This window comes from Rhodococcoides fascians NBRC 12155 = LMG 3623, assembly GCF_001894785.1.
Classification (GTDB): Bacteria; Actinomycetota; Actinomycetes; order Mycobacteriales; family Mycobacteriaceae; genus Rhodococcoides; species Rhodococcoides fascians.
In genome coordinates this window covers 814,810-837,163 of record NZ_BCWW01000001.1, presented here as the reverse complement: position 1 = coordinate 837,163, position 22,354 = coordinate 814,810, and the positions used below count along the sequence as shown (strand labels likewise).

Below are 22,354 nucleotides of genomic sequence, written 5' to 3'. Positions count from 1 at the left end.
ACGCACATGCGGCACATCGGCTACGTCCGTACGGTCGATGAGGTGCGTGGACAGTGGCGGTGGCTGGCGGTGGTGCTCGGCATCGCCGTGCTCGTCGCCGCGCCCTCGGTGATCGAGCGCCTGCCCGTCGCCGCGTCGGACATCGGTGCGGCGGAACTGCTGTCTCGGGTCCAGTCCTCCACCGCAACACCGTATTCGGGCTACGCCCAGGCCGTTGGCGGCGTCACCCTGCCGGTCACCGACGGACTCGGCGGCCTACCGGATCTGCTGGGCGACACCACGACCCTGCGCGCCTGGTACCGCGCCCCGGACAGCTTTCGCGTCGACACCGTCCGCCTCGCCGGTGAACGCGGTCTCTACCGGTCCCCGGCTCTGCTGTGGAGATGGGACTACGAACAGAACACGGCCGTGGCAAACCCGGTCCCCGAACCGAGCCTGCGTCTGCCGCGCGAGGCCGACCTACTGCCGCCGGAGCTCGGGCAGCGGTTGCTCAGTGAGGCGACCACCGACGAGGTCACCCGGCTGCCGACCCGCCGAATCGCCGGCCGGGACGCCCCTGGCCTGCGGCTCGTCCCCGCCGAGTCTCAGAGCACCATCACCGAGGTCGACGTGTGGGCCGACCCCGACAGCGGGCTGCCACTGCAGGTCGACGTGCTCGCCGGCGGGGCCGCTCGCCCTGTTGTCAGCACCGCGTTCCTGGACTTCTCACCCGAGATGCCCGATGCCGACACCGTCCGATTCGTCCCGCCCCCGGGTACCGATGTGCAGCAGCAGGACGGTCTCGACATCGCCTCGTTCGCCGACGGGATCGACTCTCCCCGTCTTCCGTCGACTCTGTCCGGACTGGATCTGCGGGACCGCGACGGACCGGGTTCCGTCGGGATCTACGGCCGTGGCGTGACCGAGCTGATCGCCGCTCCGCTGCCGCGTCGCGCCGCGCGCGGGCTCGTCGACCAGTTGCGGGCCGCTCCCGGCGCCGTCGTGACCGGCGACAGCGTGGCGCTGTCGATCGGACCGCTGAACGTCCTGATCACCGAGCCCGCCGGAGACCGCCGCCGATATCTGCTCTCCGGCACCGTCACCGCAGAAACCTTGGCCACCGCCGCCCAGCAGCTCGAAGGAGCAGCCACATGATCCGCACGACCGGCCTCACCAAGCGTTACGGATCGGTGCGGGCCGTCGACGGCGTCGACCTCGACGTACGCGCCGGCGACATCTACGGCTTCGTGGGCGCGAACGGCTCCGGCAAGACGACGACCGTGCGGATGCTGCTCGGGCTGGTCCTGGCCACCTCCGGGCAGATGCAGGTGCTCGGCGAGGAGATGCCGCGACGACGCAGGAGCGTGCTGCCGCGGGTGGGTGCGCTGATCGAGAACCCCGCCGCCTACCCCAACCTCTCCGGACGCCGGAACCTCACGCTGCTCGACGCGGCCGGCCCCGGTGGTTCCCGGCGTACCAGGACCGCCCGCGTCGGCGAGGCCCTCGAGCAGGTGGGCCTCGCCGGGGTCGGACGCAGGCCGGTCAAGCAGTACTCGCTCGGCATGCGGCAACGCCTCGGCTTGGCCGCGGCGCTCATGCGCACCCCCGAGCTGCTGATACTCGACGAGCCGACCAATGGCCTCGATCCACAGGGGATCCTCGAGATTCGAGAGTTGTTGCTGGACTTGCATTCCCGGGGCACAACCGTGTTCCTCTCGAGCCACCTGCTGGCCGAAGTGGAGCAATTGTGCGACCGCGTGGGAGTACTCGATCGAGGTCGCCTCGTTCTGCAGGATCAGCTCTCTGCATTCCAACAACCCACCGGCCGAGTGCTCGTGCGTACCCCCGACCCCGCCGACGCGGTGACGGTCCTGTCCGATGTGGAGGACGCCACCGTGCTCGAGCGCGACGGGCAACAGCTCGTGATCGAACACCCTGATCCGGCCTTGCTCAATCAACTGCTCGTCGAAGGCGGCGTCCGGGTGAGCGAGTTGAGCCCGCAGCAGATGAGCCTCGAGCAGTCGGTGCTGGCGGTCACCGGTGCCAGCGCGGACCGAATCGACGGTCCTGCTGGCCCTCGCGACGGTTCCGTCCGATCGGAGGTGACCGCATGATCGGCGTCGAACTGCGCGCGATGCTTCGCCGACCCCGCACCTGGGTCGTCATCCTCCTGCTGAACCTGCTGCCCACCATCGTCGCGGGCCTGCTGGCACTCACCGACGTCGGTCCGCGCCCCGGCGACGGACCTGCCTTCCTGTCCGCGGTGACCACGAACGGCCAGCTCTTCCCACTCGCCGCTCTCGCCATCGTGCTCCCGCTGTTCCTGCCCGTCGCGGTGTCGGTCATCGCCGGCGATTCCGTCGCCGGGGAGGCCCAGGCCGGCACCCTCCGCTACCTGCTGGCCCGCCCGGTGGGACGAACGAAGCTGTTGGTCGCGAAGCTGATCTCGGTGGCCGCGTTCGTGCTGCTGGCCGTCGTCATCGTGGCAGCCGTCGCATACTTCGTCGGCACGACGCTGTTCGACACCACATCGTTGGCCGGCGTCTCGAGCGTGTCCGGCACGGTACTGACCGACGAACAGGTCGCCGTGCGCACTGTCATCGCCGTGCTCTACGTGACCCTGTCGATGCTCGGAGTTGCCGCTATGGGGCTGTTCCTGTCGACCCTGACCGACTCGCCACTCGCGGCGACGCTGGGCGCGTTGGCCTTCCTCATCGCCAGCTCGCTACTGCTGACGCTGGACGCCGCCGACGCCATCGCGCCGTACCTTCCGACGCGGTACTGGCTGGCCTTCGTCGATCTCTTCCGCGACCCGGTGCCGACGCGGGACCTGGTGCGCGGCGTCGGGTTGCAGGGCGTCTACGTCGTCGTGCTCCTGGGGGCCGCGTGGGCGAATTTCACGACCAAGGACATCACGAGCTGAGACGGCTGCAGTCGGCTGCGCCGAGCTCGACGGTAGAGCTGCCGTCCAACTGGGCCGAGACCATCGCGCCGACGAGAGGATCACGGGGCAGGTTTCCGTGGTCGACGGCCGAGTCCGCGCACACGCTCTGGACGGGGATGTCGATCGCGCCGTCGAGTTGGGCCGAGTTCGGCGGGGTCACCACCTGATCCAGTTCGGTCCAGATCGACACCCACTGCGGCCCGTCCGGCGTCTCGTCGCCCGAGTTCAAGCCGGCCAGCACGGAGCTGTTCGGGGCCAGCTGTTGGCAGGCGATCGGGCACCGGTCGGGTAGGACCTGGGCAGCCAGACCCGCCACCTGGGTGCCGTGGTGCGGGGAGCCCAGGGTCACGATGCGTCGAGCCTGCTCGGCACCGCCCAGGTCAGCGGCCCAGATCCGGGCCACCACCCCGCCGGCGGAGTACCCGACGACGTCGACCGAGGTCGCTCCCGTCCGAGTCAGAGCCGCGTCGACGTCGTCGCGCAGGGTCTGCGCCTGTGCGGTCAGGTCGCCGACGCCACCATCGGGCAGAGCCACGACGGTGGCGTCGCGGCCGTTCTCCCGTAGTTCCGCCGCGAGCACCTCGAGAGCATCGGTGGATCCGCCGAACCCGGGGACCAGCAGCACCGGGCCGGGAACGGACTGGTCGACGCTCGCAACGGGGTCGCTCGTGAGGCGTGATGCGACGAAGGCCGCCACGGCTACGACGAGACCGATCAGGACGAGAGCGAGTACGACGTACATAAGACGACGACGAGCCGGGGCGAGGGAGGCGAACACCTCGTCCAGTGTGCCCGTCGACGGTGGTGCGGAAGGCCAGGGTGTCTGCGGTTCAGCTTTCGATGGCGGTGATCGCGTCGACAGCGATGACGACGGTGACGTAGGGGGACCCTGTGGGGACCTCGGTGAGGGCGACGGTGATGAAGCCACCGTCCTCATCGTTGTTGTCCACGGCCCCGATCTTGCCGACATGCTGGTGTCCGTCGATGGTGCTGATTCGGACGGGGGTTTCGGTGTCGGAGTAGTTGGTGAAAATGACGGCGTCGATCATGTGGGTGTTCCTGTTCGTTCGGTGATGGATGTCGCGGGGTCCGCGAGGCTGACGGGTCCGATGCTCACCGGAGCGGGATACGAAAAAGCCCCTCACAGATTTGTATCGGTGAGGGGCTGAGTCTGAGCCGCCTAAGAGAATCGAACTCTTGACCTTTTCATTACGAGTGAAATGCTCTACCGACTGAGCTAAGGCGGCGTGCCTTTCGGCGTTGGTGAGTCTAACGGAGCATCGGGTCGAAACGAAAATCGCCCTCCCTGACGGTCAGCCCGCGAGGCCGAGTCCTTCCGCAGGCCCGCTGAGGATCGTCTTGACGTGCCTGGTCAGGTCGTCGGCGAGCACTTCGGTCTCCCCGGCCTCCAGGGCGTCGAGCACCTGGCGCACCACGTCGCGTGGGTCGTTCTTCGGGACGTCGAGTTCGGCGATCATGTCGGTGTCGGTGTACCCGAGATGCACCCCGACAACGAGGGTTCCCTGCGGTGCGAGCTCGAGCCGGAGCGAGTTGGTGGCCGACCAGATCGCCGCCTTCGATGCCCCGTAGGCACCTGCACCGCCGAGCCACGACAGCACCGAGTGAATGTCGACCAACGCCCCGCCGCCGTTTGCCTTCAGTATCGGAGCGAATTCTTGCGCGATTCGCAGCGCGCCGAAGACATTGGTCTCGAACACCGCGCGAATGTCGTCGATCGACGTCGTCAGCAACGGTGTCGTTCCGGGAGCGCCGGCGTTGTTGAAGACGATCGACACATCGGATGCGATATCGGCAAGTGCGGCAACGGAATCCGCGTCGGTGACATCGAGAGCAACGGGAACCACCCGAGGATCCGAGTCCTCTCGCGGGCTCCTCGCAGTCGCGTACACCTTCGTTGCCCCACGCTCGAGCAATGCGTCGACCGTCGCCTTGCCCAGACCGCGCTGACCGCCGGTCACCAATACCGTTGCTCCCGAAACAGACACCATCGAACTCACCCTTACGACAGATGTTAAATGCTTTTGACTCTGTCAGTAGTAGTTGACCAGTCCGACATAGTCAAATATTGTTCACTTATGTCACAGTCGCCGACGGAGCGCTTTCACCTCGCACCGGCACCCGACGGACTGCAGGTGGTTCAGAATCTGCTCAACACGCGAGCCATCGACGCGTACGGCCTCCCCGACCTCCTAGCGGACGGGAAGGAAGCATCGCTCGTATGGGAGACCACGCTGTCGGACGACGATGCGGCCACGCTGCGAGCTCTGCGCTCGGATGTCGAAGCGGCCATTGCCGGCGACCTGCCCACGCGTCCGGCCGTCCGAGCAGAACTCGTACCGGGCGACGACGGCACCGTACGACTGATGCCGACCGGCACCGGGGCCGACTACATCGCGTCGAAGATGTGGTCCGAAGTGCTTCTCGCCCAACAAGCGGACACGTGGCGACGACTCAAGCGATGCAAGAACGAGGCATGCGGATCTGCCTTCTACGACCGCTCCCGCAACAACAGCGGCGTCTGGCACGACGTGAAGACGTGCGGCAATGTCGCCAATCTTCGCGCTTCGCGAGCGCGGAAAAAAGCGAAGGACTAACGCAGCACGTCGCCGAGCGTCGCCACCATCGCATAGATGGCAAATTTCGGTTTTGCGTTGACAGCCAACGACTCTCGGCATTCGAGGATCGCCTCGATGCTTTTCAGCAGAGCCTCGGGCGGTACGGCTTTCGCCATTCGCTCGACCTGCTCGGCCATGTCGGGGTGCGTAGCCGTCGCGGTCGAGCCGTACGAACGCGCGAGCGCGTCGCGGTACAGGCCCACCAGGTCCATCAACGCGCGGTCGAGCGAGTCGCGGCCGGTTCTGGTGGCGCGAGACTTCTGCCGCTTCTCCAGGTCCTTCAGCACTCCGGCCGAGCCACGCAATGCTCCGGCTGCGCCCTTACCTGTGCCTCCGGCTCCGAGGGCCGTGCGCAACTCCTCGGTCTCGGCCTCGTCACGAGTGGCACTCATTTCCTTGGCCTCGTCCTCGGCGGCCTTCACCAGTTCCTCGGCTGCGAGGTACGCCTGATTGGGACGGGCCGCGGCCGACGCCAGGGCAAGTGCCCGCTTGCGTCGCGCCCGCGCGTCCTCGTCGGTCGCGAGTCGGCGTGCTCTGCCCACATGGCCGCCGCTGATCGACGCGGCCCATTCCGCCGTCTCGGCGTCGAGCTTGTCGCGGGTCTGCAGCACCTGCGCGATGGCCGGAACTGTGGGCGTCACCAACGAGACGTGCCGGCAGCGCGAGCGCAGCGTCACCGAGATGTCCTGCGGATCGACCGACGGAGCGCACAACAGGAACACCGTCCGAGCGGGCGGCTCCTCGACGACCTTGAGCAGCACGTTTCCGGCACCCTCGGTGAGTCGATCGGCATCCTCGACGACGACCACCTGCCACAGACCGGTGCTCGGCCGACGCGACGCGACCGAGACGATGTCTCGCATCTCCTTGGTACTGATGCTCAGACCCTCCGGGATGACGCGTCGCACATCGCCGTGAGTGCCTGCCATCGTCGTCGAACACGCCTGACAATGCCCACACCCCGGAGTGCCCTCGGTGGTGCACTGCAACGCCGCAGCGAAGCACAGGGCGGCGATGGAACGCCCGGACCCGGGAGGGCCGGTGAAGAGCCACGAATGCGTCATCGCCGACGAGTCGACGCCCGTACGAGCAGCCACCGCTGCAGCCGTCAGATCGGCCTCGACATCTTCCTGACCGACCAAACGATCGAACACACCCGCCATGCTGGCAACCCTAACGGTTGGGACCGACTGTTCCCGGCGCACTGTTCCCGGACAGTGCCGAACTCGAAGCTATGGGCGTAATTGCTGCCGATTCCATCCACAACTTCGAGTTCGAGAGCTACTCGCCGTCGGTCTTCTTCGCCGGTGCCTTCTTGGCAGCAGCCTTCTTCGTCGTCGTCTTGGCCGCCGTCGTCTTCGTGGCGGTCTTCTTGGCTGCAGCCTTCTTGGCCGGAGCCTTCTTCGCAGCAGCCTTCTTGGCCGGAGCCTTCTTCGCAGCGGCCTTCTTGGCCGGTGCCTTCTTCTTTACTGGGCCACGAGCACGCCTGTCCGCCAACAACTCCGACGCGCGATCGTCGGTGATCGTCTCGACCTCGTCGTCCTTGCGCAGACTTGCGTTGGTCTCGCCGTCGGTGACGTACGGTCCGAATCGACCGTCCTTGATCACCATCGGCTTCTCACTGATCGGGTCGACGCCCAGTTCCCGCAGCGGCGGCTTGGCCTCACCCTGACGGCCTCGACGCTTGGGCTCGGCGTAGATCTTCAGAGCCTCTTCGAGACTGACCGTGAACATCTGATCCTCGTCGGCGAGCGAGCGAGAGTCGGTGCCCTTCTTCAGATACGGGCCGTAGCGGCCGTTCTGCGCGGTGATCTCTTCCTTGGACTCGGGATCGACACCGACGACGCGCGGCAACGACAGCAGCTTGAGCGCATCCTCGAGCGTGATCGTCGCCAGATCCATCGACTTGAGCAACGAACCGGTGCGCGGCTTGGGGCCGGTGGCCTTCTTCGCGGCAGCCTTCTTGGCCGGTGCCTTCTTGGCCGCGGCCTTCTTCACCGCAGTCTTGACGCCACCGCCGCCATCACCGTCGTTGCCGGACGGCACCGGGACGATGTCGGGCTCGGGGGGCGTGGGTTCGGGTTCCGGCTCGGGCAGGATCTCGGTGACGTAGGGCCCGAAACGGCCTTCCTTCGCCACGATGTCGTGGCCGGTCAGCGGATCCACACCGAGCTTGCGGCCCTCTTGTGGTGTGGCGAACAGCTTTTCGGCGAAATCGATCGTCAGCTCGTCCGGCGGCAAGTCGTCGGGCAGGTTGGCGCGCTGGCTGATCGGATCGCCGTCCGGATCATCGTCGTTCTTGACCATGCGCTCGAGGTACGGACCGTAACGGCCCACGCGCACATGGATTTCGCGTCCTTCGGAGTCGTCGAACAGACGAATCGAGTTGATGGTGCGCGCATCGATGTCTTCGAGGTTCTGGCCCACCATCTTCTTCAGGCCACCCGAGCGCGCCACCGAACCTTCGGCACCGGTCTCGCCGCCGAAGTAGAAGCTCTGCAGCCAATCTCCGCGCCGCTCACGGCCTCCCGCGATCGCGTCGAGGTCGTCTTCCATGCCTGCGGTGAAGTCGAAGTCCACCAGACGCCCGAAGTGCGCTTCCAGCAACGCAATCACCGAGAACGCCACCCACGACGGCACGAGAGCGCTGCCACGCTTGTAGACGTAACCGCGGTCGAGGATCGTCTTGATGATCGACGAATACGTCGACGGCCGACCGATTCCCAACTCTTCGAGCGTCTTGATGAGCGACGCCTCGGTGAATCGAGCAGGCGGGTTGGTCGTGTGACCGTCGGGATCGAGCTTGGTGGCCGTCACTGCTTGGCCGGTCTTCAACGCGGGCAGACGCGACTCGGCGTCGTCGGTCTGACCGCCTGCCTCGTCGTCGACGCTCTCGACGTAGGCCTTGAGGAAGCCCGCGAACGTGATGGTGCGACCCGACGCGGAGAACGTGCACTCCTCGCCGGTACCGGCGGTTCCGGTGATGCGCAGCGTCAGCGTGGTGCCGCGCAGATCTGCCATCTGCGACGCGACCGTGCGCTGCCAGATCAGCTCGTAGAGCCGGAACTCGTCGGTCTGCAGCGCCGAATGCAGCTGACCGGGAGTCTGGAACACGTCACCCGAGGGGCGGATGGCCTCGTGCGCCTCCTGCGCGTTCTTGACCTTGCGGGTGTACTGCCGCGGAGTGGGGTGCACGTACTCCGGGCCGTACAGCTCGGTCGCCTGCGCCCGTGCCGCGGAGACCGCAGACGCGGACAGCGACGTCGAGTCGGTACGCATGTAGGTGATGTAGCCGTTCTCGTACAGACGCTGCGCGACACGCATGGTCCGCTCGGAACTGAACCGCAGCTTGCGGCCGGCCTCCTGCTGCAGCGTCGACGTCATGAACGGCGGGTACGGCTTACGCGTGTACGGCTTGTCCTCGGCGGACGCGACGGTGAGGTCGACGCCTTCGAGAGCGTCGGCGAGGCGTCGGGCATGCGGTTCGTCGAGAACGGTGACCGACTCGGTCTTGAGCTTGCCGTCGGGACCGAAGTCGCGGCCGGCGGCGACGCGATTGCCGTCGACGTTGACCAGCCGAGCTCCGAAACTCCGCGGGCTCGCCTCGGCCCCGGCGTCGAGGGTGGCAGAAATATCCCAGTACTCGGCGCTACGGAATGCCATCCGCTCGCGTTCACGCTGGACGATGATGCGGGTGGCCACGGACTGCACACGGCCTGCCGACAGCTTCGGCATGACCTTCTTCCACAGCACCGGGCTGACCTCGTAGCCGTAGAGACGGTCGAGGATGCGGCGGGTTTCCTGTGCGTCGACGAGGTCTTGGTCCAGGTCGCGAGTATCGGCGGCGGCCGCGAGGATCGCCGGCTTGGTGATCTCGTGGAAGACCATGCGTCGAACCGGGACTTTGGGGTTCAGGGTCTCGAGGAGATGCCAGGCGATGGCCTCACCCTCGCGGTCGGGGTCAGTGGCGAGATACAGCTCGTCGGCGTCCTTGAGCAGGCTCTTGAGCTCTGCGACCTTGCCCTTCTTCTCGGGCGAGACGACGTAGAGGGCCTCGAAGTCGTGGTCGACGTCCACGCCCAGACGTGCCCAGGGCTCGCCCTTGTACTTGGCGGGCACGTCGGCAGCACCACGAGGAAGGTCGCGGATATGGCCGACGGAGGCCTCGACGACATAGTTGCTCCCGAGGTAGGGAGCGATCTTTTTGGCCTTGGTCGGAGACTCGACGATGACCAGACGACGCGGCTCGGCGGAGCTGTCCCCCGAGCCGTTGTTACGTGCTGCCACCTTGCTGCCGAACCTTCCCTAGTGCGTTTTCACAAGCAGATTTGCCTGCCCCACTCCTAACAGACTGACATACGTCGAGCAAATACTCGCAGATCAGTCATTCATCTTCCTACTCAGCGTGGGGCCAATTGGTACGTGCGTCCACATTCGCAGGAGCCTCGCCGACGTTCTCGGTGAGGCGCAACAGCCGACGTCGGCCGGTGATTCGAAGGCCGGGATTGGACCCGCGGGTGCCGATCAGAGTCGGCGCGATGCCCGCGCGCATCAACGATTGAGCGAGGACCGCATGAGTCTCCGGCGCGTGCGGATCGAGGCCGAGTACGTAGCGTTCCCCCTCCGCCTCGGGACGCCCCGACGCGAGCACCCATGCCCGCAACTCCCGAGAACCGGGCACCCACCCGGGAGGCACGGCCTTCACCGCGCCCTTGGTCCACAACGACGCCAACGCGGACAGTTCCGGAACCGACGCGGTGCGCACGAGAGGACGGTCTTCTTCGGACCGCCCCAGCTCTGCCGACAGACCACACTGTTCGATCAACTCGGCAATGGCATCGGCTCGCCACTGCGCGTCGACGACGACAGAGATGCGTGCCGATCCCGAGGACGTGACGACATGGCCGGTGGCAGCCAGCAGTCCGCTGAGATCGGTCACCGCGGGCGGCAACGACTCGGCAGAGAAGAAGGACAGCTGGTTCACAGCATGGACATTAGGACATCGACACCGGCAGACACTGCTTTCGACTCTTCCTGGTGGTTCGCCACGAACGAAACATCCCCCTTTCTCGAACGGCTTTTCACGGCCGATCGAGAAAGGGGGATGAAGGTTCTCGTCTCCGAAGAGAAAAGAATCAGACTGCGCGAACGCCCGTTGCCTGAGGACCCTTGGTGCCCTGGCCGACCTCGAACTCGACGCGCTGGTTCTCCTCGAGGGTGCGGAAGCCGCTGCCCTGGATCTCGGAGTAGTGAACGAAAACGTCAGCGGAGCCGTCTTCTGGTGCGATGAATCCAAAGCCCTTTTCGGCGTTGAACCACTTCACAGTTCCCTGTGCCATGCTTTTCCTTCTCTTTCTAACACCGGATTCGATGGAGCGCACTTTCGATCCATCGGGCCGGTTCCGACCGCTGCACTTGTACGAATCCCCCTCAGGATTCCCCCTGATGGACGAGCTCTCCCAGTACCGCGCCCGCAACATAAGATCCTGCGAAGCGTAGAACGAACACAGAAGCTGCGACCGCGTCAAGTGAACCATGAACTCCGCGTTCGCAACAGTCGAAAACCGACCCTTTTCGAACAAATTGCCCGTCTTGTAACAACACACAACGCCGGACGGGTGGAATGCGGCTCTCACCAGGGCTCGAGCCGCTCGTTTCGGGTCCGCGATAGCATGAGGACCCCAGGTCGCGCCTAGGCAGGAGTGGAGCCTGCGGAACGACCCAGTAAGCCCGAATGGGCGGCCAGTAGATCGAACGAATGTATGGAGACCGGCAGTGAGCGAGAAGCATCCGCACGACGGTGCGGATGTCCGGAGTTACGGGCAGCGGCTGCTGGATCGAGTGTTGGCCGGTACCCCCGCCGACGACGGCCCCGTCACGCACGTCGCCGAGTTGCCGGCTCGATCGTCCAGCTTTGCACCATGGCCGTCGTGGGTCGGCCCGGAAGTGGTGCAGGTGATCACCTCTCGGGGCATCGCACAACCGTGGACGCATCAGGCCCGGGCCGCGACGCTCGCCGCCGAGGGCAGTCATGTGGTGCTCTCGACGAGTACCGCGTCGGGCAAATCGTTGGCCTATCAGCTGCCCATCCTGACGACGCTGGCCGCCGACGCCCGGGCGACGGCTCTGTATCTCGCACCGACCAAGGCCCTCGGAGCCGATCAGTTACGCACCACCATCTCGATCACCGACGAGTTACGTTCGCTGTCAGACGATCTCGCCGAGGTGTTTCCCAGCTCGTACGACGGCGATACCCCGATCGAGATTCGGCAGTGGGCCAGAACCAATGCGCGCTGGATCTTCACCAATCCCGACATGTTGCATGTAGGCATTCTCGGTGCGCACGAACGATGGTCGCGTTTCCTGCGCAACCTGCGCTACGTGGTAGTCGACGAATGCCATTACTACCGTGGTGTTTTCGGCTCCAACGTCGCCCTGGTACTCCGTCGGTTGCGACGCCTCTGCGCGCGCTACGGAGCGTCTCCAGTGTTCGTTCTCGCCAGTGCCACCACCTCGGAGCCGGGACGCGCAGCCAGTCGACTCATCGGAGCGCCCTGCGAGGAGATCACCGAAGACGGCTCGCCCCACGGAGCGCGTACCGTCGCACTCTGGGAACCGCCGCTGCTCAAGGAGATCACCGGCGAGAACGGTGCGCCGGTACGCAAATCGGCGGGGGCCGAGGCGTCGCGCATCATGGCGGATCTGTTGATCGAGGGTGCACGGACACTCGCGTTCGTACGGTCCAGGCGCGGAGCCGAAGTCACTGCGTTGGGGACCCAGAGAATTCTCGCCGACGTCGATCCGCAACTGGTCCGACGCGTCGCCGCTTATCGCGCAGGCTATTTGGCCGAGGATCGTCGCAAACTCGAACGCGACCTCTCCGACGGCACCCTGCTGGGAGTGGCCACCACCAACGCCCTCGAACTCGGCGTCGACATCGCCGGTCTGGACGCGGTGATCGTCGCCGGTTTCCCGGGCACCGTCGCCTCGTTCTGGCAGCAGGGTGGGCGTGCCGGACGACGCGGGGAGGGCTCACTACTGGTACTCGTCGCGCGCGACGATCCGTTGGATACCTACTTGGTGCATCACCCGGCGGCCCTGCTGGACAAGCCGGTCGAGGCAACCGTCACCGACCCGACCAATCCGTATATTCTTGCTCCCCAATTACTTTGCGCTGCAGTCGAACTACCGATCACCCTAGCCGAGGCCGAGGCGTTGAGCGCGGAATCGGTACTCGAAGAGCTCGAGCTGAAGGGCTACGTGCGTAAGCGTCCTCACGGGTGGTTCATCACCCCCGAGGGGCAGCAGCTGTCTCCACACGGTGCGGTCAACATTCGCGGCGGCACGGGCGTGCAGGTCGCCATCGTCGACGGCGAGTCCGGCCGCATGCTCGGCACAGTCGACGGCGGACGTGCCCCTGCCACTGCACATCCCGGTGCGGTGCACATTCATCAGGGCGAGTCCTTCGTGGTCGACGAGCTCGATCTCGAGGCCGGCCTCGCGCTGGTGCATGCCGAACAACCCGAGTGGAACACCTCGGCCCGCGAGATCACCGACATCGCCATCACGGCGGTGCACGAATCCGTCGACTACGGCGAGGTCCGCGTCGCGCTGGTGCAGGTGAACGTCACCCATCAGGTGGTGGGATATCTTCGACGCCTCCCGTCGGGAGAGGTCCTCGATTCCATCGAACTCGACATGCCGGCCCAGACCCTCGACACCCGCGCCGTCATGTACACCATCACCCCGGAGTTGTTGGAGCACAGCGGTGTTCCGTTCGAGCGATTCCCCGGATCACTGCATGCCGCCGAGCACGCCGCCATCGGCTTGCTGCCGTTGGTCGCGACCTGCGATCGATGGGACATCGGTGGAGTGTCGACGGCATTACACCCCGACACCGGGCTCCCGACCGTCTTCGTTTACGACGGATACGACGGCGGAGCGGGTTTCGCAGACCGCGGACACGTGGCCATCGCCGACTGGCTCGCCGCCACCAAGGACGCGATCGTCTCCTGCGAATGTCAGACCGGTTGCCCGTCCTGTGTGCAATCACCGAAATGCGGAAACGGTAACGACCCCCTGGACAAAGAGGGTGCCGTTCGAGTGCTGACCGCAGTGTTGGCGGCCGTCACTCGCGAGGGATGAGCCGGCCGATCTCGCAGTCAGGAACCTGGTGGCTGGGTACCGAGTGGGGTTCGCCGCAAACGCGCGCGCACTTGCCATGCGCGCGCAAAATTGCCAGGGTTTCGCGGGGACTACCAGTCATTTTTCGCAAACGCGCGCGCGTTCAAGGCTTGGATCGAACTGGTGCGCCACCCTGCTTGTCGTTGCTAACACCTCGGGTAGTGTGGTGGGGAGAGGATCAGCCCACAGAATCGAGACAACGCATGCCCATTGCCCGGCAGATACCGAAAGCCACCGACCTGCGCGAGGTGCTCTCGTTCAAGAAGCCCGATCTGAACCTGCGTCGACGACGCCTCAGCGCGGCACTGACCATCGACGATCTCCGCACCATCGCCCGTCGCCGCACCCCGCGCGCGGCATTCGACTACACCGATGGTGCCGCCGACGCCGAGATCTCGCAGTCCCGGGCCCGGCAGGCCTTCCGCGACGTCGAATTCCACCCCTCGATCCTGCGAGACGTCTCCCACGTCGACACCTCGACGACGGTGTTCGGCGGGCCGTCCGCGCTCCCGTTCGGCATTGCACCGACGGGCTTCACTCGCCTGATGCAGACCGAGGGTGAATACGCCGGTTCTGCTGCCGCCGGCGCTGCGGGAATCCCGTTCTGCCTCTCGACTCTGGGCACCACGTCGATCGAGGACGTGAAGGCCACCAACCCGAACGGCCGAAACTGGTTCCAGCTCTACGTCATGCGTAACCGCGACATCTCGTTCGGTCTGGTCGAACGCGCCGCGAAAGCTGGCTTCGACACCCTCCTGTTCACGGTCGACACACCGGTCGCCGGAGCTCGCCTGCGAGACAAACGCAACGGGTTCTCCATTCCGCCGCAGTTGACCGCGTCGACCATCGCCAACGCCATTCCTCGTCCATGGTGGTGGTGGGACTTCCTCACCACGCCCAAGCTGGAATTCGCGTCGCTGACCTCGACCGGCGGCACGGTCGGAGAGCTGGTCGATTCAGCGATGGATCCCTCCATCTCGTTCGAGGACCTCGACGTCATCCGCGAAATCTGGCCTGGCAAGCTGGTCGTCAAAGGTGTTCAATCGGTGGCGGATTCGGCGCGTCTGGCCGAACTGGGTGTGGACGGCATCGTTCTGTCCAATCACGGAGGCCGACAACTCGATCGGGCTCCCGTCCCCTTCCACCTGCTGCCGCAGGTCGTCCGCGAGGTCGGCTCCGACTTCGAGGTGGCCGTCGACACGGGCATCATGCACGGTTCCGACATCGTCGCCTCCATCGCAATGGGAGCATCGTTCACGCTCGTCGGCCGGGCCTATCTGTACGGCCTGATGGCCGGTGGCCGCGCGGGCGTCGACCGCATGATCGACATCCTGCGGGAGGAGATCATCCGCACCATGCAACTGCTGCAGGTCAATTCACTCGCGGAACTGACCCCGGAACACGTCACGCAACTCACTCGGTTGGCCCCTCTGCAGTCCGGTGCCGCCGCATTCACGCCGCGCTGACCGCTGCGGACGGACCGTCGATGCCGGGGTTCGAGGCCGGGGGCGACGTATCGGCCACGGGTTCGGGTCCTCGGACGGGGGTCGAGGCCGGGTTTCACCGCAAACGCGCGCGCATTCGCTGAACGCGCGCGAATTCGCCGGCTCGAACGGGGCGATTCCGCTCGCACCTGACAAACGCGCGCGCGTTTGCGGATTCGGGCGGGCGGGCGGGCGGCGGGCGGCCGGCGGGCGGGCGTCCGGTCACTCCGGCCCCGCCCGCGCCGTCGCGATGGCGTCGGACATTCCGAAGCGCCCGAGGAACACCGGCTGCCCCACCGTCACGATCACGTCCCACTCCTCGATCATGCACTCTCGCAACTCCGTTCCCATTCGCGCCGCCAATGTCCGCGCCGTCTCACACGCATCGGCCACCCCACGATCGAGGGCCCCCGCACCGGCCAATGCAGCGAGATCAGCAGCCGACTGCGCCTGATGACGAGCGCCAACCGCCGACCCGACGTGCATCACCATCACCACGACGGCGATCAACGCCGACATCGCCAGTGCCGCCAACACCGTCGCCCCACCCTCGTCATCACGCACACCTGGTTTCATTCCGCTGCAACCGGTTCCGCAGCAGCAACCGCCTCCGCCGACAACGTCAGTCCCGGGAGCGGACTCTCCACCTCCACCCGCGCGACGAAGAATTCACCGTCTTCGCGCACCGTGATCCGAGCACCCTCCGGCGCAACCCGCTCCCCTACCGACACAGCCCTGGTCGCATCGCCTCTCGCCGCCAATCGAGCCGCTTCCCGCGCGGCATCGACACACCCGATGTGCATCGTCACCGACACGATCGCACCGATACACACCACGATCACTGCGACGATGGACGCGACGGCAATCGCCGCCTCCACCGTCACAGCCCCGTCCTCACCGCCCGGAATCAGACGGCTGTGTTGAGCGCTCGATCGATGATCCCCGTCAGCGCGGTCACGATACTGTCCCCCGTCACCACCGTGTAGAGCACCGCGCCGAATGCCGCGGCGGCGATGGTGCCGATCGCGTACTCCGCGGTCGACATACCGTCGTCCTCCACACCGAACAATGCGATTCGAGTCTTGATCTGCTGCAGTGCATTCCCCATCATGACGCTTCCCCTCCCAGTATTCCGGCGCGGCGTGTCCGCACCGGACGATTCGTTGTTCGGCGGTCACATCAGACCGCCGCCCAGAACATTGCCCGCAAGGCCGATCACCACGGGGACGATGCCCAGGCAGATGAAGGCCGGCAGAAAGCACAGGCCCAGCGGTCCGCTGATCAGCACACCGGCCCGTTCGGCCGCTGCCGCCGACGCGTCCTCGGCCCGAGTTCGTTGGGTGGCAGCCAGTTCCGTCATCGCCGACGCCATGGACGACCCGGCCCGGGCGGATCGTCGCGCCATCCGTGCCAGCGCCTCGGTCTCAGGATCCTTCGCCACTGCGTCCCACGCCGTCGCTGCATCGGCCCCCAGCTCGAGCAGATCGGCGGCCTTGCGCAGAGCGACACCGAATGCGGGCGGAGCGGAGTGGGCTGCGGCCGCCGCGGCAGTCGAGATCGGGAGTCCGGAACGCAGACACGCAGCGAGAAGGTCGAACGTCGTCGCCACCGCGAGCGGATCGGGTCCGGAGTCGTCGACCGCTTTTACCGTCGACAGCCCCGCAACCTCCACCCGCGACAAACCACCACGGGCAGCGGGGACGACGACCAATGCCGTTGCCAGACATAGTGCGATCGCCCACGTCATGTCGTCACCTTGCCGGTGATCGCATCGGTCCACAGCAGACCTGCGCAGCCGAGTGCGGTGCCGATGAGGAGCAGAATTCCGCCCAGCCCGCCGCCCAGCAGTATGCGCAGCGGATCGGCCCCCATCAGTTGTCCGAGCGCGACCCCGAGGACGGGCAGTCCAGCCAACACCAATGCAGTAGCGCGGGCCCCTGCCAGCGACGCCTCGGTTCGTTCCCGGAATCGCCGACGTCCGAGCAGGTCCTCGCGCACGGCGTCGAGCAACTCGGCGAGTGCGAGGCCGTGTTCGTCGGCCACCCGCCACGCCGCCGCCAAACGGTCCAGTTCGGGGTTCAACAGTGGATCCGACGCGGCTATCCCGTCGGCAGCGCGTCCACCGAGTCGCGATCTGGACGCAGCACCGCGCAGCGCCTCCGAGGCGATCCCGCTGCACTCGTCCGCAGCCACCTCGCCGGCCGTCGCCGTGTGCGCACCGACCCGCAGTTCACCGATGACCACTTCGACTCCGGTTGCCAACCAATCCAATTCGGCCGTCCGACGGGCGCGTACGGTGCGACGGCCATGTCGGTACCATCCGGTACCGCCCGCCACGAACAGAGCCGCCGCGCCCCACGGACCGCCGATCCAGAACATGCCCACGGCCAACACCGACGCTACAGCCACAGGGAACGCCCACCCAGGAACGCCGACGGCAACTCGACCGCGGCGCGGTAGTCGGCGAGAGCGGCTGGGCCACAGCGTAAATGCAGCGGCCAGGACACACAGTGCAGCCGTCATCGCATCTCGCCACAGCGCCGAGCGAGCAGTTCGTGCAGCCCGCGCTGCCCGGGCACGGCGTCGGAATCAGCGGACCATGCCGGCACGATATGAACACGACCCGTCGAATCCACCTCCACCAGTCCGATCTCCCGCAATCTGCGCGTGCCGTCGGCGCTCCGGTGGACGTGCAGGACGACCTGGACGGCCGCCGCGAGTTGACTGTGCAAGGCGTCGCGACCCATTCCGCCCAGTGCGGCAAGGGCTTCGAGCCGAGCGGGTACTTCCGAGGGCGAATTGGCATGGATGGTTCCGGCACCGCCGTCGTGCCCGGTGTTGAGCGCCGTCATCAGGTCGATCACCTCGGCCCCGCGCACCTCACCGACGACGAGCCGATCGGGTCGCATCCGTAGTGCCTGGCGAACCAATTGCCGAACAGACACCTCGCCCACACCTTCGACGTTCGGAGCACGGGCCACCAGACGCACCACATGGGGATGCGCCGGAGCCAACTCGGCCGCATCCTCCACACAGACGATTCGTTCGGCTGGGTCGACCTCGCCCAGCAGAGCAGCCAGAAGAGTGGTCTTCCCGGCACCGGTACCTCCGACGACCAGAAACGCCAAGCGCGCGAGCACAATCCGCGCGAGCAGATCGTAGCCCTCCTCGGTCACCGCACCGGACGCCCGGAGCGCGGCGAGTCCCTGGGTGGCCGGGCGGAGCACTCGCAACGACAGGCAGGTTCCACCGCTCGCCACCGGTGCCAGCACCGCGTGCAGACGGACCCCGAAGACTCCCTGTCCGACGCCGGGTAATCGGCCATCGACCCACGGCTGCGCATCGTCCAATCGCCGACCGGCCGAGAGAGCGAGCCGTTGCGCCAGCCGCCTGACCGCGGCTTCGTCGGCGAACTGGACTCCGGTGCGTTCCAGGCCTCTACCGCGATCGATCCACACCTGATCCGGCGCCGTGACCAGCACATCGGTCACCCCTGGCTCGGACAGAAGCGGCTCCAACGGGCCTGCGCCGGTGAGCTCTGTCTGCAGAATACGCAGTGCCGCAAGCATATCGGTGTCACCGATGACTCCCCCTGCCTCGGTGCGGATGGCCGCGGCAACGGTGGCGGGCACCGGAGACTGTGCCGAAGCAGCGAGCCGTTCTCGTACGCGGTCGAGCAATTCGGCGGTGACGACTGCGTTCATGCGGCCCACCGCTGACCACCGGGCTTGTGCGCGAAGGTATCGAGGACCACGGTGGCCGCCGCCGCCAGCGGTGAGCGGCGGCCGAGAGCAAGCCCGCCACGCTCGAGACGCTCGGCCAATCCAGGCTCGGCCCGCATGGACGTCAGCAGCGACAGGTCAAGGGCGGCGGCGATGTCCGCGGCCCGTAGTCCCCCGGGTGCCGGCCCACGAACGACCAATCCGACGTTCGCATTGCGACTCGAGATCTCGTCCGCTACTGCTTCTGCCGACGTCACGGCCCGCAATTCCGCAGGCAGCACCAGTACGACGAGGTCGGCTGCGGCGTACAGGGCGTCCGAGAGGTCACCGGATTGGCGCGGGGCGTCGCACACCACGAGATCGCCTCCAGCGCGCCCTGCGTCGAGCACAGCCGCCGCGGCGACGGCCGAGAGTCCGGTTCGCCGGTCGTCGGTTCGCCCGAGTGCCAGTACCGACAATCCGTTCTTCGACGGCAGCGCGCCGTGGAGTGCGTCCCCGGATACTCGCCCGCCCTCGACGACGAGGCCGGACCATCGCAAACCTGGGGCGTTCTCCCAGCCGAGCAGCAGATCGAGGCCGCTGCCGTACCGGTCGGCTTCTACTACGAGCGTGCGTTGCCCCGTGCGACTGCTGCACAGGCCCAGCGCCGCCGCAAACGTGGAGGCACCCGCACCTCCGCGGGCACCGACGACCACGATGACGCCACCGCCGCCCGGCGATGTGGCGACGGGTTCACCGAGAATGCGAACGAGCGTGTCCTCGTCCGAGGGTAACGAGACCACGTGTTCGGCACCGAGCGCTGTGGCCGTCCGCCAATCGTCGAGTGTCGGCGAGGCGGCCGTGACCAGAATGACGCCGGGCCGCCGCGGAAATCCGCCTGCGAGCGCCGACTCGGCAGAAGAAAAATCGATCAAAATAATTCCTGGGAATTCCCAAATCGGGCGCGCCGATCCGATACCGACCAGTAAGTTCTGCTCTTCCACAACACAATCCGCGGCTGCGGCGATTCGATACACGTCCTGACGCAGTCCGTGATGGTCGATCGACATCGACGCGTTCGCATTCGTCCGCCGTGAAATCGGATCCGTTTTCATGGACCCAAGCGTGCGCGAGAATCCGCTCGCGCGGCGCGCGACTTGGGGAAATGTGGATAGATCGGCCCCTGTGGATGAATACCGGTACCGCGGTACCAGTTTTCGGCCTACCCCGAAAAAGAGGACGACCCTCGCCAGGGGGGGGGGAGGAGGCGAGGGTCGTCTGGTTCAGCCCCGGGGGGTCGGGCTGAACACCGCCCGGAATGAACCGGGCTCGTGGAAAATACTACACCCGTGGACGTCCTTGTTTGCAAGTTCAACCGTCTCAATTTGTGGACTTGTTCGGAGCGAGTCGAGAAGAGAAGTTGCGCGACATCCACCGGTCACCACCGGCCACTATGGTGACAATCGTGACCCTCAGCGCAGACACCGACGACGCCCCCGCCGGCCGACGCGCAGCGCGCGTCGCCGCCTTCTTCGACCTCGACAAAACGATCATCGCGAAGTCCAGCACTCTGGCCTTCAGCAAGCCGTTCTTCGACCAAGGTCTGATCAACCGGCGAGCGGTACTCAAGAGCAGCTATGCGCAGTTCCTGTTCCTGCTCTCCGGTGCCGATCACGACCAGATGGAACGCATGCGCGCACACATCGCCGGTATGACCGCCGGGTGGGACGTCGAACAGGTGCGAGCAGTGGTGGCCGAAACCCTGCACGACATCGTCGACCCCCTCGTCTTCGCCGAAGCGGCCGATCTGATCGCGGACCACAAGCTCCGCGGACACGACGTGGTGGTCGTCTCGGCGTCGGGTGACGAGATCGTGCATCCCATCGCCGAACTGCTGGGCGCCGACCACAGCATGGCCACGACGATGGTGACCGTCGACGGCAAGTACATCGGCGAGGTCGACTTCTACTGCTACGGCGAGGGCAAGGTCGACGCCATGAAGTCCCTGGCGGCACAACATGATTACGACCTATCCAAGAGCTACGCCTACTCGGATTCGATCACCGACGTGCCGATGCTGCGGGCGGTCGGCCACCCCACCGCCGTCAATCCCGACCGCGCACTCCGCAAAGAGGCCTCGTCCCTCGGCTGGCCGATTCTGACATTCTCGAACCCCGTTTCACTGCGCTCCCGCATTCCGAATCCGTCCGGGAAGACCGTAGTAGCCAGTGCTGCAGCAGGTTTCAGCGCAATAGCGGCCGGCGCGATCACCTACGGACTACTCCGCAGAAAACGATGAGCCCAAACCCTTGATGTGAGCGGCGTCACGGGGTACAAATGACGTACGGAAGAACGGAAGGCCAAGAACGAACCGGAAGAGAAGGTTCGCTTCTCCCGACCGCGATTCCCAGCACGGACACCGGCACCCACGCGGAGCTTGCCACCTAATGGCAGAAGCGCTGTGGGCCTGCGATATTCGTGGGTGATCAGCAAGAACCCTGCACCGGTTGCAGGGATGACCTCATCACCGTCGAGTTCTCGCCGAGGCCACGTGGTAGTCCATCACAGCCCACCTGTGCACGCTTGGTAACCAGGCGCTCCGTGCTAACGGGCGGCGACGTCGACGCAAGTCGGCATCGCCGCCCTTTTACGTGTGCACAACTCCTACTGTGCAGCTTCGGCAATCGAAGTCGCTTCTGCCGCACCAGCTTCGAATGCTCCTAGGCAGAGGATCACCCAACTGCCGACTCCCGTCGCCGTACCCTCGGCGAACCCGGCAGCTCCATCCCGGTACGCGTTCGCTCGACGCATCCAGCTCACCTCGGGCACGCCCAGGTTGTGCGGATCGAATCCCGACGATGCGGCCACCAACCTCGATGCAGCACGCGCCACGATGCCGTCGGCAGTTCCGAAAGGCCGCAGCGTCAACAGTTCACCGTGCACGACTGCCGCGATCACCGGAGCCGGCGCGGAAGTTCCACCCGTCACCAACTGCGCAAGCAGATCGAGCCGCTCGCCGATGCCCGCGTCCGTGCGCGGCCGACCGAGCGAGGAAGCGTCGTCGACGAGATCCGCGGCGGCCAACAGATGTAGGCGGGCCAGCGTCTGCAGTGGGGCGCGCTTCCACGTCGACAACGTGTTCTGCAGGGCGTCACCGTCGAGAGCAGCGGCCACTCGCAGCGCACCCGCCAGAATCGGGTCGCCCTCCTCGCCTTCGCGAGGGAAATCCATCGAACCGCCCTCCAGCGCAGAGGACGAACGAGCCGCCCGAACAGCGGCCTCGGCCGCGGTCGCCGGCCACCCACGACGATTGGCCTTGTGCCGATGCACGGCACCGAGGGCATCGCGTGCCCGTTCGGCGGAATCGACAACTCCGGGCAATTCCAGCAGCGGGGCGAGGGGGTCCGTCACGACAGACGACGGTAC

General features: G+C 66.2%; 22 protein-coding genes and 1 tRNA gene. 7 read left to right on the top strand and 16 right to left on the bottom strand.

Going from position 1 to position 22,354, the window contains the following annotated elements; translation table 11 throughout:
- Nucleotides 1-42 precede the first annotated feature (42 nt).
- Genes RFA01S_RS04190 through RFA01S_RS04180 form a run of 3 tightly spaced genes read left to right on the top strand, consistent with a single transcriptional unit; the run spans nucleotide 43 to nucleotide 2,902 of the window.
- On the top strand, nucleotides 43-1,134 hold the full coding sequence (locus RFA01S_RS04190; protein WP_139278372.1) for a LolA family protein: 1,092 nt from the start codon (nucleotides 43-45) through the stop codon (nucleotides 1,132-1,134).
- Nucleotides 1,131-2,093, top strand: a complete 963-nt coding sequence (locus RFA01S_RS04185; protein WP_032406606.1) for an ABC transporter ATP-binding protein — start codon at nucleotides 1,131-1,133, stop codon at nucleotides 2,091-2,093. The genes RFA01S_RS04190 and RFA01S_RS04185 overlap by 4 nt, the downstream gene beginning before the upstream one ends.
- Nucleotides 2,090-2,902 carry an ABC transporter permease gene (locus RFA01S_RS04180; RefSeq protein ID WP_027494448.1) on the top strand — a complete coding sequence of 271 codons (813 nt, stop codon included), beginning with the start codon at nucleotides 2,090-2,092 and terminating at the stop codon, nucleotides 2,900-2,902. The genes RFA01S_RS04185 and RFA01S_RS04180 overlap by 4 nt, the downstream gene beginning before the upstream one ends.
- On the opposite strand, the gene RFA01S_RS04175 is transcribed toward RFA01S_RS04180, so the two are convergent.
- The 4 genes from RFA01S_RS04175 to RFA01S_RS04160 all read right to left on the bottom strand — a co-directional run bounded on the left by RFA01S_RS04175 (nucleotide 2,892) and on the right by RFA01S_RS04160 (nucleotide 4,932).
- A complete protein-coding gene (locus RFA01S_RS04175; protein ID WP_052060532.1) occupies nucleotides 2,892-3,701 on the bottom strand; it encodes a lipase family alpha/beta hydrolase in 810 nt (269 codons plus the stop codon). The two genes, RFA01S_RS04180 and RFA01S_RS04175, sit on opposite strands and share 11 nt — an antisense overlap.
- A 52-nt stretch (nucleotides 3,702-3,753) precedes the next feature.
- Nucleotides 3,754-3,972 carry a hypothetical protein gene (locus RFA01S_RS04170; protein WP_032364533.1) on the bottom strand — a complete coding sequence of 73 codons (219 nt, stop codon included), beginning with the start codon at nucleotides 3,970-3,972 and terminating at the stop codon, nucleotides 3,754-3,756.
- A gap of 125 nt (nucleotides 3,973-4,097) precedes the next feature.
- A tRNA-Thr gene (locus RFA01S_RS04165) sits at nucleotides 4,098-4,170 on the bottom strand.
- Between the two features lie 66 nt (nucleotides 4,171-4,236).
- On the bottom strand, nucleotides 4,237-4,932 hold the full coding sequence (locus tag RFA01S_RS04160; RefSeq protein ID WP_032386610.1) for an SDR family oxidoreductase: 696 nt from the start codon (nucleotides 4,930-4,932) through the stop codon (nucleotides 4,237-4,239).
- A gap of 87 nt (nucleotides 4,933-5,019) precedes the next feature.
- On the opposite strand from RFA01S_RS04160, the gene RFA01S_RS04155 reads away from it, so the two are divergent.
- Entirely contained in the window at nucleotides 5,020-5,538 is a 519-nt protein-coding gene (locus RFA01S_RS04155; RefSeq protein WP_032406608.1) for a CGNR zinc finger domain-containing protein, read from the top strand.
- Here RFA01S_RS04155 and RFA01S_RS04150 read toward each other — a convergent pair.
- The 4 genes from RFA01S_RS04150 to RFA01S_RS04135 form a co-directional block, all read right to left on the bottom strand.
- Nucleotides 5,535-6,722 carry a DNA polymerase III subunit delta' gene (locus RFA01S_RS04150; protein ID WP_027494468.1) on the bottom strand — a complete coding sequence of 396 codons (1,188 nt, stop codon included), beginning with the start codon at nucleotides 6,720-6,722 and terminating at the stop codon, nucleotides 5,535-5,537. The two genes, RFA01S_RS04155 and RFA01S_RS04150, sit on opposite strands and share 4 nt — an antisense overlap.
- Before the next feature lie 118 nt (nucleotides 6,723-6,840).
- Entirely contained in the window at nucleotides 6,841-9,846 is a 3,006-nt protein-coding gene (topA, locus tag RFA01S_RS04145; RefSeq protein ID WP_032406609.1) for a type I DNA topoisomerase, read from the bottom strand.
- Nucleotides 9,847-9,955: 109 nt separating this feature from the next.
- Nucleotides 9,956-10,543, bottom strand: coding sequence for a hypothetical protein (locus tag RFA01S_RS04140; RefSeq protein WP_032364537.1), 588 nt, complete (start codon nucleotides 10,541-10,543; stop codon nucleotides 9,956-9,958).
- 151 nt (nucleotides 10,544-10,694) lie between these two features.
- Nucleotides 10,695-10,898, bottom strand: coding sequence for a cold-shock protein (locus RFA01S_RS04135; protein WP_005248460.1), 204 nt, complete (start codon nucleotides 10,896-10,898; stop codon nucleotides 10,695-10,697).
- 436 nt (nucleotides 10,899-11,334) lie between these two features.
- Between RFA01S_RS04135 and RFA01S_RS04130 the strand changes: the two genes are divergently transcribed.
- Both RFA01S_RS04130 and RFA01S_RS04125 read left to right on the top strand, forming a co-directional pair.
- Nucleotides 11,335-13,704, top strand: coding sequence for a DEAD/DEAH box helicase (locus RFA01S_RS04130; protein ID WP_052060533.1), 2,370 nt, complete (start codon nucleotides 11,335-11,337; stop codon nucleotides 13,702-13,704).
- Between the two features lie 242 nt (nucleotides 13,705-13,946).
- Nucleotides 13,947-15,209 carry an alpha-hydroxy acid oxidase gene (locus tag RFA01S_RS04125; RefSeq protein ID WP_032406610.1) on the top strand — a complete coding sequence of 421 codons (1,263 nt, stop codon included), beginning with the start codon at nucleotides 13,947-13,949 and terminating at the stop codon, nucleotides 15,207-15,209.
- Between the two features lie 240 nt (nucleotides 15,210-15,449).
- Here RFA01S_RS04125 and RFA01S_RS04120 read toward each other — a convergent pair whose 3' ends face one another.
- The 7 genes from RFA01S_RS04120 to ssd all read right to left on the bottom strand — a co-directional run bounded on the left by RFA01S_RS04120 (nucleotide 15,450) and on the right by ssd (nucleotide 20,043).
- Nucleotides 15,450-15,803 (bottom strand): Rv3654c family TadE-like protein, encoded by a 354-nt coding sequence (locus tag RFA01S_RS04120; RefSeq protein WP_032406879.1) that lies wholly within the window; start codon nucleotides 15,801-15,803, stop codon nucleotides 15,450-15,452.
- Entirely contained in the window at nucleotides 15,800-16,111 is a 312-nt protein-coding gene (locus RFA01S_RS04115) for a TadE family type IV pilus minor pilin (RefSeq protein ID WP_032392769.1), read from the bottom strand. Before RFA01S_RS04115 ends, RFA01S_RS04120 begins: the two co-directional genes overlap by 4 nt.
- Before the next feature lie 23 nt (nucleotides 16,112-16,134).
- A complete protein-coding gene (locus tag RFA01S_RS04110) occupies nucleotides 16,135-16,335 on the bottom strand; it encodes a DUF4244 domain-containing protein (protein WP_032406888.1) in 201 nt (66 codons plus the stop codon).
- Nucleotides 16,336-16,401: 66 nt separating this feature from the next.
- The gene (locus RFA01S_RS04105; protein ID WP_032406880.1) at nucleotides 16,402-16,974 is read right to left on the bottom strand and encodes a type II secretion system F family protein; all 573 of its coding nucleotides are present in this window, start codon (nucleotides 16,972-16,974) and stop codon (nucleotides 16,402-16,404) included.
- Nucleotides 16,971-17,750 carry a type II secretion system F family protein gene (locus RFA01S_RS04100; protein WP_032406881.1) on the bottom strand — a complete coding sequence of 260 codons (780 nt, stop codon included), beginning with the start codon at nucleotides 17,748-17,750 and terminating at the stop codon, nucleotides 16,971-16,973. Before RFA01S_RS04100 ends, RFA01S_RS04105 begins: the two co-directional genes overlap by 4 nt.
- Nucleotides 17,747-18,931: a TadA family conjugal transfer-associated ATPase gene (locus RFA01S_RS04095; RefSeq protein WP_174557198.1), complete on the bottom strand. Its 1,185-nt coding sequence runs from the start codon at nucleotides 18,929-18,931 to the stop codon at nucleotides 17,747-17,749. Before RFA01S_RS04095 ends, RFA01S_RS04100 begins: the two co-directional genes overlap by 4 nt.
- Nucleotides 18,928-20,043, bottom strand: a complete 1,116-nt coding sequence (gene ssd, locus RFA01S_RS04090; protein WP_081371255.1) for a septum site-determining protein Ssd — start codon at nucleotides 20,041-20,043, stop codon at nucleotides 18,928-18,930. The genes RFA01S_RS04095 and ssd overlap by 4 nt, the downstream gene beginning before the upstream one ends.
- 338 nt (nucleotides 20,044-20,381) lie before the next feature.
- Between ssd and RFA01S_RS04085 the strand changes: the two genes are divergently transcribed.
- Nucleotides 20,382-21,227: an HAD-IB family hydrolase gene (locus RFA01S_RS04085; protein WP_205914341.1), complete on the top strand. Its 846-nt coding sequence runs from the start codon at nucleotides 20,382-20,384 to the stop codon at nucleotides 21,225-21,227.
- 365 nt (nucleotides 21,228-21,592) lie between these two features.
- On the opposite strand, the gene RFA01S_RS04080 is transcribed toward RFA01S_RS04085, so the two are convergent.
- Entirely contained in the window at nucleotides 21,593-22,339 is a 747-nt protein-coding gene (locus tag RFA01S_RS04080) for a hypothetical protein (RefSeq protein WP_032364740.1), read from the bottom strand.
- Nucleotides 22,340-22,354: the final 15 nt, after the last annotated feature.

Excerpts from the sequence above, each read along its gene's own strand:
- RFA01S_RS04155 (WP_032406608.1), top strand. The coding sequence starts at position 5,020 with ATGTCACAGTCGCCGACGGAGCGCTTTCACCTCGCACCGGCACCCGAC.
- RFA01S_RS04085 (WP_205914341.1), top strand. The coding sequence starts at position 20,382 with ATGGTGACAATCGTGACCCTCAGCGCAGACACCGACGACGCCCCCGCC.
- RFA01S_RS04160 (WP_032386610.1), bottom strand. The coding sequence starts at position 4,932 with ATGGTGTCTGTTTCGGGAGCAACGGTATTGGTGACCGGCGGTCAGCGC.
- RFA01S_RS04110 (WP_032406888.1), bottom strand. The coding sequence starts at position 16,335 with ATGGGGAATGCACTGCAGCAGATCAAGACTCGAATCGCATTGTTCGGT.
- RFA01S_RS04150 (WP_027494468.1), bottom strand. The coding sequence starts at position 6,722 with ATGGCGGGTGTGTTCGATCGTTTGGTCGGTCAGGAAGATGTCGAGGCC.
- RFA01S_RS04135 (WP_005248460.1), bottom strand. The coding sequence starts at position 10,898 with ATGGCACAGGGAACTGTGAAGTGGTTCAACGCCGAAAAGGGCTTTGGA.
- RFA01S_RS04105 (WP_032406880.1), bottom strand. The coding sequence starts at position 16,974 with ATGACGTGGGCGATCGCACTATGTCTGGCAACGGCATTGGTCGTCGTC.
- RFA01S_RS04095 (WP_174557198.1), bottom strand. The coding sequence starts at position 18,931 with ATGAACGCAGTCGTCACCGCCGAATTGCTCGACCGCGTACGAGAACGG.
- RFA01S_RS04170 (WP_032364533.1), bottom strand. The coding sequence starts at position 3,972 with ATGATCGACGCCGTCATTTTCACCAACTACTCCGACACCGAAACCCCC.
- RFA01S_RS04100 (WP_032406881.1), bottom strand. The coding sequence starts at position 17,750 with ATGACGGCTGCACTGTGTGTCCTGGCCGCTGCATTTACGCTGTGGCCC.
- RFA01S_RS04125 (WP_032406610.1), top strand. The coding sequence starts at position 13,947 with ATGCCCATTGCCCGGCAGATACCGAAAGCCACCGACCTGCGCGAGGTG.
- RFA01S_RS04120 (WP_032406879.1), bottom strand. The coding sequence starts at position 15,803 with ATGAAACCAGGTGTGCGTGATGACGAGGGTGGGGCGACGGTGTTGGCG.
- ssd (WP_081371255.1), bottom strand. The coding sequence starts at position 20,043 with ATGAAAACGGATCCGATTTCACGGCGGACGAATGCGAACGCGTCGATG.
- RFA01S_RS04185 (WP_032406606.1), top strand. The coding sequence starts at position 1,131 with ATGATCCGCACGACCGGCCTCACCAAGCGTTACGGATCGGTGCGGGCC.
- RFA01S_RS04180 (WP_027494448.1), top strand. The coding sequence starts at position 2,090 with ATGATCGGCGTCGAACTGCGCGCGATGCTTCGCCGACCCCGCACCTGG.